Source organism: Streptomyces sp. NPDC003247, assembly GCF_042888135.1.
In the GTDB taxonomy this organism is placed as follows: domain Bacteria; phylum Actinomycetota; class Actinomycetes; order Streptomycetales; family Streptomycetaceae; genus Streptomyces.
The window spans coordinates 941,507-960,512 of sequence record NZ_JBIAPF010000002.1 but is presented as its reverse complement, the minus strand read 5'-3'; the positions used below and the strand labels follow the sequence as shown (position 1 = coordinate 960,512).

Here is a 19,006-nt window from a genome sequence, read left to right as displayed (position 1 = left end):
GGCCCAACCAGGGCCGTAAGCACTACTGCGTGTTGAGTTGCTGCTAGCTCGCCATGCGGCGGGCGGCGTCCTCGATGCGGTCCGCGAGGGAGCCGTTGATCACCTCGTCGCCGACCTGCACCCGGATCCCGCCGAGGACCTCGGGGTCCACGTCGAGGTTGAGGTGCATCTGGCGGCCGTAGAGCTTGGCCAGGGCGGCGCCGAGGCGCTGCTTCTGCCCGTCGCTCAGCGGCACCGCGGAGGTGACGACGGCCACGACGCGGTCCCGGCGCTCGGCGGCGAGCTTGGACAGGGACTCGAGTCCCGCTTCCAGGCTACGGCCTCGCGGCGCGGTCACGAGGCGCGTCACCAGACGCTCGGTGGCCGCGTCGGCCCGGCCTCCGAGCAGGCTGCGCAGCAGCTCGCCCTTGGCCGAGGCGGTGGCCTTCCGGTTCGTCAGCGCGGCGCGCAGCTCGGTGTTCGAGGAGACGATCCGCCCGAAGCGGAACAGCTCGTCCTCGACGTCGTCGAGCGTGCCGGCCTTCTGCGCGGCGGTGAGGTCGGCGATGTCCGCCAGCTGCTCCAGCGCGTCCACCAGGTCGCGCGACTGCGACCAGCGGGAGCGCACCAGGCCGGCCACCAGGTCGGCGGTGGTCCCGCTCACCTGGCCACCGAGCAGGCGCTGGGCCAGCCCGGCCTTGGCCTCGCCGTCCTGCGCCGGGTCGGTCAGGACCCGACGCAGCGACACCTCGCGGTCGAGCAGCGCGGTGACGGCCGCCAGCTCGGCGGCGAGCTGCGCCGCGTCCACGGACGTGGAGTCCGTCAGCGCGTCGAGACGCTCGCGTGCGGCTGCCAGGGCCTCGCGGCTCGCTCCGTTCATCGCGACGCCTCGGCCTTCTCCTCGAGCTCGTCGAGGAAGCGGTCGATGACGCGGCTCTGGCGGGCGTGGTCCTCGAGGGACTCGCCGACCAGCTTGCCGGCCAGCTCGGTGGCCAGCTTGCCGACGTCCTGGCGCAGCGCGGAGGCGGCGGCCTTGCGGTCGGCCTCGATCTGGGCGTGACCGGCGGCGACGATCTCCTCGCGCTGCCGCTGGCCTTCCGCGCGCATCTCGGCGATGAGCGTGGCGCCCTGCTCCTGCGCCTCCTGGCGCAGACGCGCGGCCTCGTGCCGGGCCTCGGCGAGCTGGGCCTTGTACTGCTCGAGGACGCTCTGGGCCTCGGTCTGCGCGGCCTCGGCCTTCTCGATACCGCCCTCGATGGCCTCGCGACGCTCTTCCAGGACCTTGTTGATGGTCGGAAGGAGCTTCTTGGCGAGGAAGCCGAAGACGATGACGAAAGCGATGAGGCCGATGACAACTTCCGGCCACGGCGGGATGAGGGGGTTCTCCTTCTCACCCTCAGCCGCCAGGAAAACCAGGGCGGATGTCACATCAGTGCCTTTCGTCGAAAGGGTCGGTCGTCAGGGCTCGTCTTAGTAGACGAACGGCATGACGAGACCGATGAGGGCCAGCGCCTCACAGAAGGCGAAGCCGAGGATCTGGTTGGCGCGGATTAGACCGGCCGCCTCGGGCTGGCGGGCGAGGGCCTGGGTGCCGTTGCCGAAGATGATGCCAACGCCGACGCCGGGGCCGATGGCCGCAAGACCGTAACCGACGGAACCGAGGTCACCGGTGACAGCAGCAAGGTTGGACATGCCGATTCTTCCTTCTCTTTACGGACCGGTGGGGGTTGGCCACCGGACGACTAGGGGGGTTCGAAGCAGGGGTGCTCAGTGGTGCTCGGCGAGCGCGCCCTGAATGAAGGTGCAGGTCAGGAGGACGAAGACGTACGCCTGAACAGCCTGGATGAAGAGCTCGAAGGCCGTCATCACGATGACCATCACGAACGAGACGGCGGAGTAGGCGATGCCGATGCCGTTCAGCATGTACCAGCTGGCGATCGTGAACAGCAGCAGCAGGGTGTGGCCGGCGAACATGTTCGCGAAGAGTCGCACCGCGTGCGTGAACGGGCGGACCAGCAGGTTCGAGAAGAACTCGATGGTCATGGCGAGCGGGAGCACCGGGCCCAGCGACTTGTCGTAGCCGGTGAAGTTCTTGAAGGCGCCGACGAAGCCGTGCCGCTTGAACGTCAGGGAGACCCAGGTGACGTAGACGATCAGGGCCAGGATCGCCGGGTACGCGATGATCGACGTCACCGGGAAGGCGGCGACCGGGATGATCGACCAGAGGTTCATCATCCAGATGAAGAAGAACAGGGAGACGGCGAGCGGGACGTACTTCTCGCCCTCCTTCTTGCCGATCGTCTCGTAGACGATGCCGCGGCGGACGAAGTCGTAGCCCGTCTCGGCGATCATCTGGAGCTTGCCCGGCACGACCTTGGGCTTGGCGAACGCAGCCCAGAAGAAGCCCACGACGATGATGGAGCCGAGCAGGGCCAGCAGCATCGGCTTGTTGAAGTACAGGCCGTTGCCGTCCGCGTCGCCCCAGAGCGGCTCGAACAGGAACGAGTGCAGGCCCGGAGCCGGGAAGCCACAACCGTCGAACAGGTGGCAGTCGGTCTCGAAGGCGAGCACCTGCGTCGGGTCAGCACTCACCGCGGGCTCCTTCATCGTGGCGCATAGGTACGGCAACCTCGTTGTGTCGGCGCGGCGTGCGGCCGCGATTCGGCACGGGACTGGTGTTACGGATGTGGGGGCGGCGTGGGGGCATCTCGCCTCGCGTATGAGCAGGCGTCAGCTCGGATGCCCGCGCCCGCGATGCCGCAGTTGGCACCGGACGATAGCAGGATCTCTCAGACGTCTTTATCCCGGCCCTACCCCTCACGACGAGCGCCCCGACTTCTCGGGCCGGTCGCCCTTCATGGAGGCGGTCGAGTCGGGCTCGACGTAGAGGATCTTGGCCTTCATGTGGGCCCGCGTCTGCGCGGCGATCCACACGAGGGTGCCGGCGACGAGCGAGACGGCGAAGGCCCGGGGGTGGAACAGCGTCGTGTTCTTGAACGCGGCCAGGAAGATGAAGAGCAGCAGGATCTGCGCCGCGTACAGCATCAGTCCCATGGCCTGGAAGAGGTGCGGAAGCGATGTGGCAGTGCGCTGCAGGACGTAGAGGCCGAGCCCCATGAACAGGATGACCACCACCGTCGCGACGACGGCGCCCACGGCTCCCTTGCCGCCCGCGACCACACCGCTGACGACGGCGGCAATCGCGCCGACGGCAGCCGTGGGCACGGCGGCCTGGGCCAGGATCCGGACGTCGTTGGACGGCATGGCGGCAACTCCGCTTTCAAAGGGGGCAGGGGTGTCGTCATGGACGAGCGTAGTCCCGGTCCGAGGGGGTGAAGACCTCACACCTTTGGACCGTCGCACTACGGTCCTTCGGCTCTATCCCGGGTTCTCGTGAACCGTATCACAAACTATTTGATGAGGTCTTTACCTGGATGGTGTGCTTGCTGTCACACATGAGAGTGACAGTGCGCGTCTGTGCAGATACAGCGCCCTCTTGTCTGGTATTAGGGCGCTTTGCCGCCCCGCGGCTTCCCCACGACTTGGCAATGCTCTCGTCAGATTCTTACCTTGTAGTGCGTGGGGCGGGACGCGAACGAGGTCCCACGGCGGTCGCCCCGTTGACCCCGGAGACGCCGACGGCGACCGGTGTACGCGGCTCCGCCGACTCCTCGGCCGGCTCCTCCTCCGCCGGGCCGTTCCCCTCGGCCACGACCGCCGCCGCCGTCTCGGGCGCCGCCGTCTCGGGCAGGACCTTGCGGCGCCGGTAGCGCGGCGGCACGAAGGCCTCGGCCCAGCGCGGGGCGCGCGGTGTGAAGCGCGGCAGCAGGAGCAGCACCAGTCCGATCGCGCTGAGGATCACGACGCCCAGGACGATCCACATGGACGCCGAGTTGACCGAGTAGGTCAGCGCTCCGAACGCGATCAGCGCCGACCAGAAGTACATGATCAGCACCGAGCGGCTGTGCGAGTGGCCGATCTCCAGCAGCCGGTGGTGCAGGTGCCCGCGGTCCGCCGCGAACGGCGACTGGCCGCGCCAGGTGCGGCGCACGATGGCCAGGATCAGGTCGGCGGCGGGGATCGCGATGATCGTCAGCGGCAGCAGCAGCGGGATGTAGACGGGCACCGTCTGGTGCACGGTGTTGCGCTCCGAGCCGGAGAACAGGTTCATCACGTCCGGGTCGACCTGTCCGGTGACGGAGATCGCGCCCGCGGCCAGGACCAGCCCGATCAGCATCGAGCCGGAGTCGCCCATGAAGATCCGCGCCGGGTGCATGTTGTGCGGCAGGAAGCCCAGGCACATGCCCATCAGGATCGCCGCGAACAGGGTCGCGGGGGCGGCGGCCTCGATGCCGTACGAGTACCAGATGCGGTAGGCGTACATGAAGAACGCCGCCGAGGCGATGCACACCATGCCGGCGGCCAGGCCGTCCAGGCCGTCGACGAAGTTGACCGCGTTGATGGTGATGACGACCAGCGCCACCGTCAGCAGGGTGCCCTGCCACTGGGTCAGCGCGACCGTGCCGACGCCGGGGATCGGCAGCCACAGGATCGTCAGACCCTGCATGACCATGACGCCGGCGGCGATCATCTGCGCGCCCAGCTTGATCAGGGCGTCGATGTCGAACTTGTCGTCCAGGACGCCGATCAGCCAGATCAGCGCCGCCCCGGAGAGCAGGGCGCGCGGCTCGTTCGACGTCTCGAAGACCTGGTTGAGGTTGGTGAGGTGGTCGGCGACCAGCAGGCCCGTGCACAGCCCGAAGAACATGGCGATCCCGCCGAGCCGCGGAGTGGGTTCCCGGTGCACGTCACGGGCCCTGATCTCCGGCATCGCCCCGGCCACGATCGCGAATTTCCGTACCGGCCCTGTCAGCAGATACGTCACCGCGGCCGTGATGCAGAGCGTCAGCAGGTATTCACGCACGGGCTTCCCCACAGGTCTCGCCGGCCATCTCAGCCCCACACCCTAGCGACGGCCGCATATGGTTGGGGACTTCCGGGTAGCCACGATGGTTGCACGGGTGGCTGTACGGATGCGCGCCTACCCCGGTTCAGCCGGGATACGGCGGGAAGGCCCGGGCCAGTTCCCGCACCTCCTCGCGCACCGCCCTCACCTCGACGTCGTCCCGCAGCACCCCCGCCATCAGCTTGGCGATCCGGGTCATCTCCTCCTCGCCCATGCCCTGCGTGGTCACCGCGGCCGTGCCCAGCCGCAGGCCGCGGGCGGCGGCCGCGCCCCCGACGGCCGCGCCGTGCGGCAGGGCGCAGCAGTCCAGCACCATCCCGGCCGCCGCCAGCCGGCCCCGCGCGGTGCGTCCGTCGGCGCCGAGGGGCGCCGGGTCGGCGGTGACGAGGTGGGTGTCGGTCCCCCCGGTGGTGACGGCGAACCCCTCGGCCGCCATCCCGGCCGCGAGAACCCTCGCGTTGGCGACCACCTGATGGGCGTACGCGGCGAACGCCGGTGTTGCCGCCTCGCCGAACGCGACCGCCTTCGCGGCGATCGTGTGCATCTGCGCCCCGCCCTGGGTGAAGGGGAACACCGCCCGGTCCACCCGCTCCGCCAGTTCCGCGCCGCACAGGATCATCCCGCCGCGCGGCCCGCGCAGCACCTTGTGCGTGGTGGCGCAGACGACGTCCGCGTACGGCACCGGGGAGGGGGCCGCTCCCCCGGCGACGAGCCCGATCGGGTGGGCGGCGTCGGCGATGAGGTAGGCGCCGACCTCGTCGGCGACCTCCCGGAAGAAGGCGTGGTCGATGTGGCGGGGGTAGGAGATGGACCCGCACACGATCGCCTTGGGCCGGTGGCTGCGGGCCAGCGTCCGCACCTGCTCGTGGTCGATCAGCCCGGTCTCGGCGTCCACCCCGTAGGGCACGAAGTCGAACCAGCGGCCGGAGAAGTTGGTGCGGGCCCCGTGCGTGAGGTGGCCGCCGTCGGGCAGCCCGAGGGCGAGGACGGTGTCCCCGGGGCGCAGCAGCGCGGCGTAGGCGGCCAGCACCGCCGACGACCCGGAGTGGGCCTGTACGTTGGCGTGGTCGGCGTGGAACAGCGTTCTGGCCCGCTCCACGGCGAGGCGCTCGGCCACGTCGACGATCTCGCAGCCCCCGTGGTGCCGGGCCCCCGGGTAGCCCTCGGCGTACTTGTTGGCCAGGGGGGAGCCGAGGGCCGCCAGCACGGCCGGCGAGGTGAAGTTCTCGGCGGCGATCAGTTGCAGCGACGACGCCTGCCGCTCCCGCTCCCCGAGCAGGATCCCGGCGAGCTCGGGGTCCTGCCGTTGCAGGACGTCGGCCTCTGGGGCATGGGTGACCGGCATGGTGGACTCCGCTGGACTCCGGGGCGGCGACGGTGGCGTAGGTCCAATGTAGGCCGGGGAGGCCGGGCACGCCCGGTGTCGGCGACCGGAAGAAACTCGTGGCGCACGGGCCGACCTGGAAGGGGCGCCACCGGGGCCGGGCGCCGGAGGACCGGGCACCGGGCCCGGCCGGGACGGACACCGACGGCCCTCGCGCCGCGCGGACGGACACCGACGGCCCTCGCGCCGCGCGAGCGGACACCGCAGGACCGGGCCCGGGTGCGGCGCCGCGCGGGGCCGGCGCCGCGCCGGCCGGGCGAGCACCGGAGGACCGGGACCCGGGCGGGACGGACGCCGACAGGACGGGTGCCGTAGGAACCGGGCGCCGTGCGAGCGAGCACACACGGGACAGGTACCGGAGGGACCGAGCACCGCGCGAGGCTGGCACACGGAGGACAGACACCGGAGGAGCCGGGGCCCCGCGCAGGGCGGAAACAGGCAGGACGGGCCCCGGAGGACCGGGCGCCGTACGAGGCAGGCACCGCTGGGACTCGGCACCGCTCGGAATCGGTGCCGGGCGAGGCAGGCACCGCTCGAAGTCGGTGCCGGACGAGGCAGGCACCCCTGTGACTCGGTGCCGGGCGAGGCAGACACCGCCCGGAAACAGTGCCGGGCGAGGCGGGCGCCGCCCGGAAGCAGGGCCGGGCGAGGCAGGCGCCGGGCGAGGCGGGCGCCGCTCGGAGGTGGTGCCGGGCGGGTGGGGTTACATCCGCGCCGGCACCCCGGTGAGCGCCGTGACGACGGGGTCCAGCGCCTGGTGTATCTCGTCGCCGATCGACCGGAAGAACGGCAGCGGCGCCCCGTACGGGTCGTACACCTCGTCCGCCTCCGCCGTCGGCGCCAGCAGCCAGCCGCGCAGTGCCGCCGCCGCGCGCACCAGGGCGCGGGCGCGCATCACCACGCCGTCCTCCAGCGGGGGCAGCGTGGCCGGGTCGATCGCGTCCACCAGACGGGTGAACTCCTTCAGGGTGAAGGTGCGCAGCCCCGCCGAGTGCCCCATGGAGATGACCTGGGCGCGGTGGTCGCGGGTGGCGGTCAGGACGAGGTCGGCCCGGATGACGTGGTCGTCGAGGAGCTCGCGACCGGTGAAGCCGGAGGCGTCGGCGCCGAAGTCGGCCAGCACGGTCTCCGCGTTGGCCTCCATGGGCGCGCCCTCGTGGCCCCAGGTGCCCGCGCTCTCCACGATCAGCCCGCCGCCCAGGATCCCGAGCCGCTGCGACACGAAATGCCGGGTCAGCCGCTCGGTGATCGGCGAGCGGCAGACGTTGCCGGTGCTGACGTGGAGGATGCGGAAGGTGTCGCGCGGGAACCCGAACGTCGTCGTCTCTTCCGCAGCGCGTACTCCGCTGCCTATGCCACGCCCCGCGTCAGGGGCTGTCAATTCGCCACCTCGAGGTCGGGTACGACCTTCCGCAGCTCGTCCTCGCCGATGGCGCCCGCGCGCAGCAGCAGGGGCACGTCGCCGCTGACGTCGACGATGGAGGACGGGACGTTGCCGGGGGTGGGACCGCCGTCGAGGTAGACGGAGACGGAGTCGCCGAGCATCCCCTGGGCCGAGTCGCAGTTCTCCGGCGCGGGGTGGCCCGTGAGGTTCGCCGAGGAGACGGCCATGGGGCCGACCTCGGTCAGCAGCTCGATGGCGACCGGGTGCAGCGGCATGCGCACCGCCACCGTGCCCCGGGTGTCGCCCAGGTCCCACTGGAGGGACGGCTGGTGCCGGGCGACGAGGGTGAGCGCGCCCGGCCAGAAGGCGTCGACCAGCTCCCAGGCCAGCTCCGAGAAGTCGGTCACGAGACCGTGGAGCGTGTTCGGGGAGCCGATCAGGACGGGCGTGGGCATGTTGCGGCCCCGGCCCTTGGCCTCGAGCAGGTCGCCCACGGCCTCCTTGGAGAACGCGTCGGCGCCGATGCCGTAGACCGTGTCGGTGGGGAGGACCACCAGCTCGCCGCGGCGGACGGCGGACGCGGCCTCGCGCAGACCCGTCACGCGGTCGGTCGCGTCATTGGTGTCGTATCGCCGAGCCATGTCTAGCGGGCCTCCTCGTGCACGTACTGCTGGGGGTGGGAATGCGGGGTGGCGCTCACGGCAGTGCCTTGCGGGCCGTCGCGAAGCGCGGGCGGTTGTTGAGGTCGGGGTGGTCGGCCGCGTCGGCCCAGCCCCGCTCCTCGGTGAAGATCCACGGCACCTGGCCGCCCTGGGTGTCGGCGTGCTCGATCACGACGACGCCACCGGGGCGCAGGAGCCGGTGTGCGGTCCGTTCCAGACCGCGGATGAGGTCGAGGCCGTCCTCGCCGGAGAACAGGGCCATGTCGGGGTCGTAGTCCCGCGCCTCGGGGGCGACGTACTCCCATTCGGTGAGCGGGATGTACGGCGGGTTGGAGATGACCAGGTCGACCTGGCCGTCGAGGTCCGGGAAGGCCGTCAGGGCGTCGCCCTGGCGCAGGTCGACCCTGGACCCCTCCACGTTCTTGCGGGTCCACACCAGGGCGTCCTCGGACAGCTCCACGGCGTGCACGCGCGAGCGCGGCACCTCCTGGGCGAGGGCCAGCGCGATGGCGCCGGAGCCGCTGCACAGGTCGACGATGCAGGGCTCGACGACGTCCATGGCCCGGACGGCGTCTATGGCCCAGCCGACCACGGACTCGGTCTCCGGCCGCGGCACGAAGACACCCGGCCCGACCTGGAGCTCCAGATAGCGGAAGTAGGCCCGCCCGGTGATGTGCTGGAGCGGCTCGCGCTGCTCGCGCCGGGCGATGACCTCCCAGTACCGGGCGTCGAAGTCGGAGTCCTTCACGGAGTGGAGTTCACCGCGCTTCACACCGTGCACGAACGCGGCGAGCTCCTCCGCGTCGTTGCGCGGCGAGGGCACGCCGGCGTCGGCCAGCCGCTGGGTGGCCTGGGCCACCTCCGCGAGCAGCAGGTTCACGCAAGTCCTCCGTGTCGTACTCGTCGTGCGTACGTGCGCCTTACGCGGCGGCGAGCTTCGCCGCCGAGTCCGCGTCGACGCAGGCCTGGATCACCGCGTCGAGGTCGCCGTCCAGGACCTGGTCCAGGTTGTAGGCCTTGAAGCCGACCCGGTGGTCGGAGATGCGGTTCTCCGGGAAGTTGTAGGTGCGGATCTTCTCGGAGCGGTCGACGGTGCGGACCTGGCTGCGCCGGGCGTCGGCGGCCTCCCGCTCCGCTTCCTCCTGTGCCGCCGCGAGGAGCCTGGAGCGCAGGATACGCATCGCCTGCTCCTTGTTCTGCAACTGGCTCTTCTCGTTCTGGCAGGAGGCGACGACTCCGGTGGGAATGTGCGTGATGCGCACGGCGGAGTCGGTGGTGTTGACGGACTGGCCGCCGGGCCCGGAGGAGCGGTAGACGTCGATGCGCAGGTCGTTGGCGTTGATCTCGACGTCGACCTCCTCGGCCTCGGGCGTGACGAGCACACCGGCGGCGGAGGTGTGGATCCGGCCCTGGGACTCGGTCGCCGGGACGCGCTGCACCCGGTGCACCCCGCCCTCGTACTTCAGCCGGGCCCAGACGCCCTGGCCGGGCTCGGTGGCGCCCTGGCCGCCCTTGGTCTTCACGGCGACCTGGACGTCCTTGTAGCCGCCCAGCTCGGACTCGGTGGCGTCGATGATCTCGGTCTTCCAGCCGACGCGCTCGGCGTAGCGCAGGTACATGCGCAGCAGGTCGCCCGCGAAGAGCGCGGACTCGTCGCCGCCGGCGCCCGCCTTGATCTCCAGGATGACGTCCTTGTCGTCGCTCGGGTCCCTCGGCACCAGCAGCAGGCGCAGCTTCTCCGTCAGCTCCTCGCGCTGCTTCTCCAGCACCTTGACCTCGGCGGCGAAGTCCGGGTCGTCGGCGGCGAACTCGCGCGCGGTGTCGATGTCGTCGCCGGTCTGCTTCCAGGAGCGGTACGTGGCGACGATCGGGGTGAGCTCGGCGTAGCGCTTGTTCAGCCTGCGCGCGTTGGCCTGGTCGGCGAAGACCGACGGGTCGGCGAGCTTCTTCTCCAGGTCGGCGTGCTCACCGACGAGTTCCTCGACGGCCTCGAACATCTCTGGCTCCTGTGCTGCGTACGGAAGGGAAGGCGGGCGACCAAAAACGCCGGTCCCGGCGCTCCCCGGGCGGGGCGCGGCCGTGGACCGGCGACAGGGCCTTTCGGCCCCAGGGGCTCGCTACTTCTTGGAGCCGGCGGCCTTGCCGAAGCGGGCCTCGAAGCGGGCCACACGGCCACCGGTGTCGAGGATCTTCTGCTTGCCCGTGTAGAACGGGTGGCACTCGGAGCAGACGTCGGCCCGGATCGCGCCGGACTCGATGGTGCTACGGGTGGTGAACGACGCGCCGCAGGTGCAGCTGACCTGCGTCTCGACGTACGCGGGGTGGATGTCGCGCTTCAAGGTGTCTCCTAGGTTTCGGGAGGGCGCCGGGTCGCGGTCGCGGGGTGCGACAGCGTGAACCGGAGCCGACGTACCAGTCTGCCAGGACTGGCGCCATCCCCCAAAACCGGGGGCGGCCGTCGTGTATTCCCGGGGCGTCCCGGCTCCCCTCACGGGGAGCCCATCACCTCCTGCGCCTCGCCGGTGGCCGTGCCCCGCGTGGCCGTCCCGGGGACGGGCCGGTCGTCCCGGAGGGCCGCCCAGACCTGCCGGGCCTGCCGCTCCTGGACGACGACCCGGTTGGGGTCGGCCGGGTCGTACCGGACGGGCAGGGTGACCGTCGTCATACGGGAGGCGTCGATGTCACGGAGGCCGTTCGCGAAGGACATCAGGGCGCTGAGGGAGCCCAGGCCGGAGTCGGTGGTGAGGGTCTTGGTGGCGGTGTCGGCGAGGTCGTAGAGCCGGGTGCCGCCGGTGAACAGGCCGATCTTCCCGACCTGCTCGGCCAGGGCCTTGAGGAAGGCCTGCTGGAGCTGGATGCGGCCGAGGTCGGAGCCGTCGCCGACGCCGTGCCGGGTGCGGACCAGGGCGAGGGCCCGTTCGCCGTCCAGCCGGTGCGTGCCGGCCTTCAGGTCCAGGTGGCTGCCGGGGTCCCGGATGTCCTGGGTGGTGGTGACCTCGACCCCGCCGAGCTCGTCGACGAGCGTGCGGAAGCCGGCGAAGTCGACCTCCAGGTAGTGGTCCATGCGCAGACCGCTGAGCGACTCGACGGTCTTCACCGCGCAGGCCGCGCCGCCGGTGGTGTACGCCGAGTTGAGCATTACGTCCGTCGCCGCGGGGTGGGTGACGCCCTCGGCGTCGGTGCACTCCGGGCGGTCGACGAGGGTGTCGCGCGGGAGGGAGACCACGCCGGCCTCCGTGCGGCCCTCGTACACGTGGACGATCATCGCCGTGTCGGAGCGGGCGCTGCCGTCGTCGGCGCCGCCGCCGAGCTCGCCGTTGGGACCGGAACGGGTGTCCGAGCCGAGGACGAGGATGTTCTCGGAGCCGTTGTCGGCCTTGGCGGGGCGGTCGGCGCCCAGCAGGCGGTCGATGTCGACGCTGGCGATGTTGCCGTTGAGCCGGACGTAGAGGTAGCCCGTCCCGGTGCCGCCGAGGGCGACGATGCCCGCCGCCGTCCATGCCGCGGCCGTCAGCGCCCTGCGGCGGCCTCGCGCGCCCCGGCGCGGACCACCGCCGCCGGACCGGTCGGTTGCGCCGGTCCCGCCCGGTGTGCCGGGCTCCGGCGTGCTCTCGGCGGGCATGCTCACCATCGTCACCCCACCCCGCCGGGGGGCGAAAGTCGGGAGGGGGCGCACAACGGACCGCGCCCGGCCTGGAGGGGCCGGGCGCGGAGCGTGGTCGGACGGCGGGACGGGGCGCACCCCGCTCACCGGGCGACGCCATCGGGAGACGCCGAGCGACGTCAGGCGCGACGTCGGGCGACCTCAGGCGATCTCGGGCGACCTCAGGCGAAGAGGTCGTACTGCTTGAACGACGTACCGAGCGAGATCCGCGCGGCGAAGGCCGCGGTGCTCGCCTTGCCGGTGCCCTTGTACAGGTAGAGCGTGCCGGCGGGGGTCCGGGCCAGGAAGTCGGCGATGCCGTCGCCGCTGACGTCGCCGACGGCGTCGAAGGCGTTGTACGTCGTCTTGCTCCAGGTCGTCACCTTGATCCGCGCGCCGAACGCGGTGGTGCCGGCGGTGCCGGTGCCCGGGTACAGGTACACCGCGCCGGTGCTGGAGTTGCGGGCGATCAGGTCGGTCTTGCCGTCGTTGGTGAAGTCGCCGTGGCCGCGCACGACGTCGTACTGGCTCCAGCCGCTGCCGACCTTAACGGGCGCGGAGAAGGCGCCGTTGCCCTTGCCGGGGTAGATCCACAGGATGCCCGAGGCGTCGACGGCGAGCATGTCCGGCAGGTAGTCGCCGGTGACGTCACCGGGGGTGACGATCGTCCGGCGGGTCTTCCAGTTGTCGCCGATCAGCTTGGTGGCCCAGGTGCCGCTGGAGGGCACGTAGTGCTTCCAGAAGACGTCGCCGTCGGAGGCGCGGCGCAGCAGCAGGTCCTGGTAGCCGTCCCGGTCGAGGTCGGTCTGGAGGACGAGGTTGTAGCCGCTCCAGGTGCCCCAGGACTCGCGGGCGGCCAGCGAGGTGCCCTTGGAGTCGATCTCGTACCCGGTCTTGTCGGAGGAGTTGCGCACCCACAGGTCGGCCAGGTGGTCGCCGCTGAGGTTGGTGTCGTCGACGCGCGGATAGACCGGGATGACGTACGTGGACATCTTGGCGAAGACGCTGTAGGCGCCGCTCTCGACGCAGTCCTTCACGCCCCAGGAGACGACGCCGACGATCCGGTCGTCGACGACGAGCGGGCCGCCGGAGTCGCCGTTGCAGGCGGAGGTGGTGCCGGTGTCGCTGCCGGTGGCGGGCGTGCCCGCGCACACCATGTGGCCCTTGATGTAGTCGGCGCCGTAGTAGGCCGTGCAGGCGGCGTTGGACTGGATCGGCAGCTCGGCGGCCTTCAGGGTCTCGGAGATGTCCTGGGTGGCGGAGCTGGTGCGGCCCCAGCCGTAGACCGTGGCCGTGGTGCCCGCCGTGTAGGACGCGGAGTCCAGGTTGGTCGTCATCCGGATCGGCGTGGCCTTGACCGGGGCGGGCAGCGTCAGGACGGCGACGTCGTTGTCGATGGTCGTCGCGCTGTACGACGGGTGGTTCCACTGGCGCCAGACGCCCATGGCGGTGCCGCCGTGCAGGTCGCCGTCCGCGGAGATCAGCTGCGTGGTGCCGGTGACGACGAAGCCGTTGGCGTGCCAGTCGTAGCCCTTGACGCAGTGCGCGGCGGTGAGGATCTTCGTCGGGGCGACGACCGCGCCGCCGCAGAAGAAGCCGATGTCGTCGCTGGTGCTGGTGGTGCCCCGGTCGTCGCCGTACCAGAGCTGGGCCATCCACGGCGCGGTGGTGAGGGTCGTCGTGCTGCCGCCGATGATCTTCGCGTCGACGCTGCCGGCGCTGCTGCTCTCGGTGCTGCTCTCGCTGCTGCTGCTCTCGGTGCTGCTTTCGGTGCTGCTCGCGCTGCTGTCGGCGCTCAAGGACGTCTTGGAGGTCTCTCCGGGGGTGTCGTCACCGGCGACGGCGACGGCCGCGAGCTCCTGGAGCGCCTCGGACGACAGCGGCGTGCCGTACTCGGGCGCCGGCGGTGCCTCGGCCGCCTGGGCGGACGACAGGAACAGCGCGCCGGCGACGGCGGCGGCGACCGTGGCCGCGGCGACGGGCAGGGCGATCCGTATCCGGCGTCTGTGCCGGCCGCCCCCGGGCGTGGGTGTACCCACAAGTCCCCCCTCGGGATCAGATGTTCACGGAGTACACGGTCGAATACATGACCGAAGGGCGTGATCGTACCGTGCCGCTGAACAGCGAAAGGGCCGCCCCCCGAGGGGGACGGCCCTGACGCGCCCCTAAGGGGCGCGGGACTGCATCGCCTGTGCGGCTCCGCCGCGTGGGCGCGACCGGCCACAGGCGGGCCCGCGGCTGCCCGACGACCGAGGTTCTCCGGCTCTCCGAGCGGAGCGACTAGTCGCCGTTGCCCGGCGTGGGCGTCGTCTTCTGGATCTGCATCAGGAACTCGACGTTCGACTTCGTCTGCTTCATCTTGTCGAGCAGCAGCTCGATCGCCTGCTGCTGGTCGAGCGCGTGCAGCACCCGGCGCAGCTTCCAGACGATGCCGAGCTCCTCGGCGCCGAGCAGGATCTCCTCCTTGCGGGTGCCGGACGCGTCGACGTCCACCGCCGGGAAGATGCGCTTGTCGGCGAGCTTCCGGTCGAGCTTGAGCTCCATGTTGCCGGTGCCCTTGAACTCCTCGAAAATCACCTCGTCCATGCGGGACCCGGTGTCGACGAGCGCGGTGGCGAGGATGGTCAGCGAGCCGCCGTCCTCGATGTTGCGCGCGGCACCGAAGAAGCGCTTCGGCGGGTACAGGGCCGTCGAGTCGACACCACCGGACAGGATGCGGCCGGAGGCGGGCGCGGCCAGGTTGTAGGCGCGGCCCAGGCGGGTGATCGAGTCGAGCAGCACGACCACGTCGTGGCCCAGCTCCACCAGGCGCTTGGCACGCTCGATGGCGAGCTCGGCGACCGTGGTGTGGTCCTCGGCGGGGCGGTCGAAGGTCGAGGAGATGACCTCGCCCTTGACCGACCGCTGCATGTCGGTGACCTCTTCCGGACGCTCGTCGACCAGGACGACCATCAGGTGGCACTCGGGGTTGTTGTGGGTGATCGCGTTGGCGATCGCCTGCATGATCATGGTCTTGCCGGTCTTCGGCGGGGCCACGATCAGACCGCGCTGGCCCTTGCCGATCGGCGACACGAGGTCGATGATCCGGGTCGTCAGCACACCCGGGTCCGTCTCCAGGCGGAGGCGGTCCTGCGGGTAGAGCGGGGTGAGCTTGTTGAACTCCGGTCGGCCGCGGCCGTGTTCGGGCGCCATGCCGTTGACGGAGTCCAGGCGCACCAGCGCGTTGAACTTCTCGCGCCGCTCGCCTTCCTTCGGCTGACGGACCGCGCCGGTGAGGTGGTCGCCCTTGCGCAGGCCGTTCTTGCGGACCTGGGCGAGGGAGACGTAGACGTCGTTGGGGCCCGGCAGGTAGCCCGACGTACGGATGAAGGCGTAGTTGTCGAGGATGTCCAGGATGCCCGCGACGGGGATCAGGACGTCGTCGTCGGCGATCTGCGGCTCGGCGGCGCCGATCTCGTCGCGGCCACGGCGGCCACGGCGGTCGCGGTAACGGCCGCGACGGCCCCGACGGCCGCCCTCGAAGTCGTCGTCGTCCTGCGGACCGGCGTTGCGGTCCTGGCGGCCGCCGCCCTGCTGCTGGCTCTGCTGCTGGCGCTGACCGCCCTGGCCCTGCTGGTCGTCGCCCTTGCCGCGGCGGTCGCGGTCGCGGCCGCGCTCACGGCGGTCGCGGCGGCGGCCCTCGGCGCCGTCGGCGTCGGTCTTGCCGTCGGCCTGCTCGGTCTGGACGGGGGTCTCGGCCTTGGGGGCGCTCTTCGCCTCGGCCGTGACGGTCTCGGGGCTGCCCGCCTCGGCGGTGGCGCGGCGACGGCGGCGCTCGGTGGGGGCGTCGTTCCCCCCGGCCGGCTGGCCGGGGATCTCGATCTGCTGCTGGGCCACGGCCTTCTCGGCGGGGGCCTCTGCCGGGGCGGCGTCCGCCTTCTTCTCGGCGGCGTCCTCGCCCGTGCGCGCCTTGGAGGTGGCGCGGCGCTTCGGCTTGGTCTCGGCGGGGGCTTCGGCCTTCGCGGCCGGGGCGCCACCGGAAGCCTGCGCCTCCTTGATGACCTCGATCAGCTGGCTCTTGCGCATGCGCGCGGTGCCCCTGATGCCGAGGCCGGATGCGACCTGCTGCAGCTCGGCCAGCACCATGCCCTCGAGGCCGGTACCGCGGCGCCGCCGGGAGCCGGCACCGGTGGCAGGCGCGGAGGCGTCCGTGGCGGGCGCGGCAGCGGTCTCCTCGACACGTGCGCCCATCAGATCGGTGGTGTCGCTCACGAAGGGTCCTTCCCTGGAGCGGACGTCGGCCTGTCTGGCTCGGCGACCGGTTGTGCTGTCCGACTTCGGTCCTTGCTGTGGCGAAGCCGGGGCGGTGGTCCGCCAAAGCGGCGGAAGAGATTTCTGGTGATGGCGCTTCCTCGACGAGCCGTGACACCTTGTGTCACGTGGCGCGGTCGCACCGATTCCGGAGCGTGCCCGGCAGACCGCTCAGCGTCGCTGTACGGCGTACTGCCCAGGTACGACGTACGGAACACAGTGCGGCTTGGGGAGCTCCCGGAAGAATGTCTGTCCCGGACGGGGACACGAAGCACCTCGCCATGGTGGGGTCGGGTGCAGACTTGAGGTTAACACTACCGGATCCAACAAACATTCCCCCTCTCGAAATCCGGCAACCGTGTGTCAGGGCGCCAGCGGGAGCACGCTCGCGCCCCGCAGGTCCAGGCTCAGCCGGTTGGCGGCCCAGTCCTCGCCGGCCAGGGCTTCGACCTTGTCGGCCGTGCCCGCGTCGGCCAGCGCCATCACGGTGGGGCCGGCGCCGGAGATCACCGCGGGGATCCCGTCGGCGCGCAGCCGCTCCACCAGCGCCGCGCTCTCCGGCATGGCGGGCGCGCGGTACTCCTGGTGGAGGCGGTCCTCGGTGGCGGGCAGCAGCAGCTCGGGGCGCCGGGTCAGGGCCTCGACGAGCAGGGCGGCGCGGCCCGCGTTGGTGGCGGCGTCGACGTGCGGCACGGTGCGCGGGAGCAGACCGCGGGCGGTCTCGGTCAGAACCGGCTTACCGGGCACGAAAACCACCGGAACGATGGAATCGGAGGGCTCCATCCTGATGGCCCGCGCGGCGCCCGCCTCCATCCAGGAGAGGGTGAAGCCGCCGAGCAGACAGGCCGCGACGTTGTCGGGGTGGCCCTCGATCTCGGTGGCGAGCTCCAGCAGGGCGGTGTCGTCGAGCTTGGGCTCGCCGCCTATGGTCACGGCGCGGGCGGCGACGATGCCGGCGCAGATGGCGGCGGAGGAGGAGCCGAGGCCGCGGCCGTGCGGGATGCGGTTGGCGCAGACGATCTCCAGGCCGCGCGGCTGGCCGCCCAGGGCGTCGAAGGCGGTGCGCAGGGAGCGGACGAGGAGGTGCTTCTCGTCGCGCGGCAGCGTCTCGCTGCCCTCACCCGCGATGTCGATGTGCAGCCCGGAGTCGGCCACCCGGACGACGACGTCGTCGTAGAGCCCCAGCGCGAGGCCCAGGGCGTCGAAGCCCGGACCGAGATTGGCGCTGGTGGCGGGGACGCGCACCCGGACGGCGGCGGCGCGGAACGCTGGACCGGCCATCGCTCGTTGACTCTCCTTGAGCTGCGTGATGGTCGAATGACATTCGATGACGTACGAGGACCCACGGGCCGTTCGCGGCGGCGCGGCCCCGTCACCGGCCGCGCGCTATGCACGGGCATATGCGGGGCGGGTTCGGTACAGCCTATCGAAGGAAGGTTCTGTGGCGACATAGGGCGCACAGGCGGCGCACGATGCGTGTCGCAAGCCCCCCGTGCACCCCTGACGAGGACACCCCGGCGGGGGTGCCCCCGAAGGGTGCCCGGCTCCCCCCGGCCCGACTCGCCCGACCCGGCTCCCCAGGCCCGACTCGCCAGGCGAGGCGGGCCGGGCGGGGCTCGTCAGGCAGGACTCGTCAGGCGAGGCCGAGGCGCGCGGCCGCGGTCACCGCGTCGACGGGGACGGTGACCGGCTGCGGGGCGCCGGCGACGGCCCAGTCGGGGTCCTTCAGGCCGTTGCCGGTGACAGTGCACACGATCGTCTGCCCCGGGTCCACCTTGCCCTGCTCGGCGGCCTTGAGCAGACCGGCCACGGACGCGGCGGACGCGGGCTCCACGAAGACGCCCTCCTGCGCGGCCAACAGCCGGTAGGCGCGCAGGATCTCACGGTCCGTCACCTCGTCGATGAGGCCGCCGGAGTCGTCCCGCGCCGCCAGCGCGTACTGCCAGGAGGCGGGGTTGCCGATCCGGATCGCGGTGGCGATGGTCGACGGGTCCTTGACCACCTCGCCGCGCACGATCGGGGCGCTGCCGGACGCCTGGAAGCCCCACATCCGCGGGGTCTTCGCGGCCACGCCGTCGGCGGCGTACTCCCGGTACCCCTTCCAGTACGCGGTGATGTTGCCGGCGTTGCCGACCGGCAGGACATGGATGTCGGGCGCGTCGCCGAGCATGTCCACGATCTCGAACGCGGCCGTCTTCTGGCCCTCGATCCGCACCGGGTTGACCGAATTGACCAGCGCCACGGGGTAGTTGTCGCTCAGTTCGCGGGCCAGCGTGAGGCAGTCGTCGAAGTTGCCGTCGACCTGGAGGATCTTCGCGCCGTGCACGAGGGCCTGCCCCATCTTGCCCAGGGCGATCTTGCCCTGCGGGACCAGGACGGCCGAGACCATCCCGGCGCGCACCGCGTACGCGGCGGCGGAGGCGGAGGTGTTGCCGGTGGAGGCGCAGATGACCGCCTTCGCGCCCTCCTCCTTGGCCCGGGTGATGGCCATGGTCATGCCGCGGTCCTTGAAGGACCCCGTCGGGTTCGCGCCCTCGACCTTGAGGTGGACCTCGCAGCCGGTGCGCTCGGAGAGCACCTGCGCGGGCACGAGGGGCGTGCCGCCCTCGCGGAGCGTCACGACGGGCGTGCTGTCGGATACCGGCAGCCGGTCCCGGTACTCCTCGATGATTCCGCGCCACTGGTGGGTCATTGCTGG

17 protein-coding genes are annotated in these 19,006 nt (G+C 71.5%); all 17 read right to left on the bottom strand.

Going from position 1 to position 19,006, the window contains the following annotated elements; all coding sequences use genetic code 11:
• Positions 1–43 precede the first annotated feature (43 nt).
• The 17 genes from ACFYWQ_RS09230 to thrC all read right to left on the bottom strand — a co-directional run bounded on the left by ACFYWQ_RS09230 (position 44) and on the right by thrC (position 19,000).
• Positions 44–859: a F0F1 ATP synthase subunit delta gene (locus tag ACFYWQ_RS09230; RefSeq protein ID WP_389514223.1), complete on the bottom strand. Its 816-nt coding sequence runs from the start codon at positions 857–859 to the stop codon at positions 44–46.
• The gene (locus tag ACFYWQ_RS09225) at positions 856–1,407 is read right to left on the bottom strand and encodes a F0F1 ATP synthase subunit B (RefSeq protein ID WP_389514221.1); all 552 of its coding nucleotides are present in this window, start codon (positions 1,405–1,407) and stop codon (positions 856–858) included. The genes ACFYWQ_RS09230 and ACFYWQ_RS09225 overlap by 4 nt, the downstream gene beginning before the upstream one ends.
• Before the next feature lie 42 nt (positions 1,408–1,449).
• The gene (atpE, locus tag ACFYWQ_RS09220) at positions 1,450–1,671 is read right to left on the bottom strand and encodes an ATP synthase F0 subunit C (RefSeq protein WP_004925497.1); all 222 of its coding nucleotides are present in this window, start codon (positions 1,669–1,671) and stop codon (positions 1,450–1,452) included.
• Between the two features lie 75 nt (positions 1,672–1,746).
• Positions 1,747–2,586, bottom strand: coding sequence for a F0F1 ATP synthase subunit A (atpB, locus tag ACFYWQ_RS09215; protein ID WP_385061931.1), 840 nt, complete (start codon positions 2,584–2,586; stop codon positions 1,747–1,749).
• Between the two features lie 210 nt (positions 2,587–2,796).
• The gene (locus ACFYWQ_RS09210) at positions 2,797–3,243 is read right to left on the bottom strand and encodes a hypothetical protein (protein ID WP_389514218.1); all 447 of its coding nucleotides are present in this window, start codon (positions 3,241–3,243) and stop codon (positions 2,797–2,799) included.
• Between the two features lie 301 nt (positions 3,244–3,544).
• Positions 3,545–4,903 (bottom strand): MraY family glycosyltransferase, encoded by a 1,359-nt coding sequence (locus ACFYWQ_RS09205; protein ID WP_389514217.1) that lies wholly within the window; start codon positions 4,901–4,903, stop codon positions 3,545–3,547.
• A gap of 127 nt (positions 4,904–5,030) precedes the next feature.
• Positions 5,031–6,290, bottom strand: a complete 1,260-nt coding sequence (gene glyA, locus ACFYWQ_RS09200) for a serine hydroxymethyltransferase (RefSeq protein ID WP_389514215.1) — start codon at positions 6,288–6,290, stop codon at positions 5,031–5,033.
• Between the two features lie 742 nt (positions 6,291–7,032).
• On the bottom strand, positions 7,033–7,710 hold the full coding sequence (locus ACFYWQ_RS09195) for a protein-tyrosine-phosphatase (RefSeq protein WP_385061667.1): 678 nt from the start codon (positions 7,708–7,710) through the stop codon (positions 7,033–7,035).
• Positions 7,707–8,354, bottom strand: coding sequence for an L-threonylcarbamoyladenylate synthase (locus ACFYWQ_RS09190; RefSeq protein ID WP_385061669.1), 648 nt, complete (start codon positions 8,352–8,354; stop codon positions 7,707–7,709). Before ACFYWQ_RS09190 ends, ACFYWQ_RS09195 begins: the two co-directional genes overlap by 4 nt.
• Before the next feature lie 55 nt (positions 8,355–8,409).
• On the bottom strand, positions 8,410–9,255 hold the full coding sequence (prmC, locus tag ACFYWQ_RS09185; RefSeq protein ID WP_385061671.1) for a peptide chain release factor N(5)-glutamine methyltransferase: 846 nt from the start codon (positions 9,253–9,255) through the stop codon (positions 8,410–8,412).
• Positions 9,256–9,295: 40 nt separating this feature from the next.
• Complete coding sequence (prfA, locus tag ACFYWQ_RS09180; protein ID WP_389514212.1) at positions 9,296–10,372, bottom strand: peptide chain release factor 1; 1,077 nt, start codon at positions 10,370–10,372, stop codon at positions 9,296–9,298.
• Between the two features lie 120 nt (positions 10,373–10,492).
• Positions 10,493–10,714: a 50S ribosomal protein L31 gene (gene rpmE / locus ACFYWQ_RS09175; RefSeq protein WP_010040182.1), complete on the bottom strand. Its 222-nt coding sequence runs from the start codon at positions 10,712–10,714 to the stop codon at positions 10,493–10,495.
• A 149-nt stretch (positions 10,715–10,863) separates the two neighbouring features.
• Positions 10,864–11,997, bottom strand: coding sequence for an LCP family protein (locus ACFYWQ_RS09170; RefSeq protein WP_389514210.1), 1,134 nt, complete (start codon positions 11,995–11,997; stop codon positions 10,864–10,866).
• Positions 11,998–12,200: 203 nt separating this feature from the next.
• Complete coding sequence (locus ACFYWQ_RS09165; protein WP_389514209.1) at positions 12,201–14,057, bottom strand: trypsin-like serine protease; 1,857 nt, start codon at positions 14,055–14,057, stop codon at positions 12,201–12,203.
• A gap of 241 nt (positions 14,058–14,298) precedes the next feature.
• Positions 14,299–16,269 carry a transcription termination factor Rho gene (rho, locus tag ACFYWQ_RS09160; RefSeq protein WP_389514206.1) on the bottom strand — a complete coding sequence of 657 codons (1,971 nt, stop codon included), beginning with the start codon at positions 16,267–16,269 and terminating at the stop codon, positions 14,299–14,301.
• A gap of 402 nt (positions 16,270–16,671) precedes the next feature.
• Positions 16,672–17,589, bottom strand: coding sequence for a homoserine kinase (gene thrB, locus ACFYWQ_RS09155; RefSeq protein WP_389514204.1), 918 nt, complete (start codon positions 17,587–17,589; stop codon positions 16,672–16,674).
• Positions 17,590–17,941: 352 nt separating this feature from the next.
• Positions 17,942–19,000 (bottom strand): threonine synthase, encoded by a 1,059-nt coding sequence (thrC, locus tag ACFYWQ_RS09150; protein WP_389514203.1) that lies wholly within the window; start codon positions 18,998–19,000, stop codon positions 17,942–17,944.
• Positions 19,001–19,006: the final 6 nt, after the last annotated feature.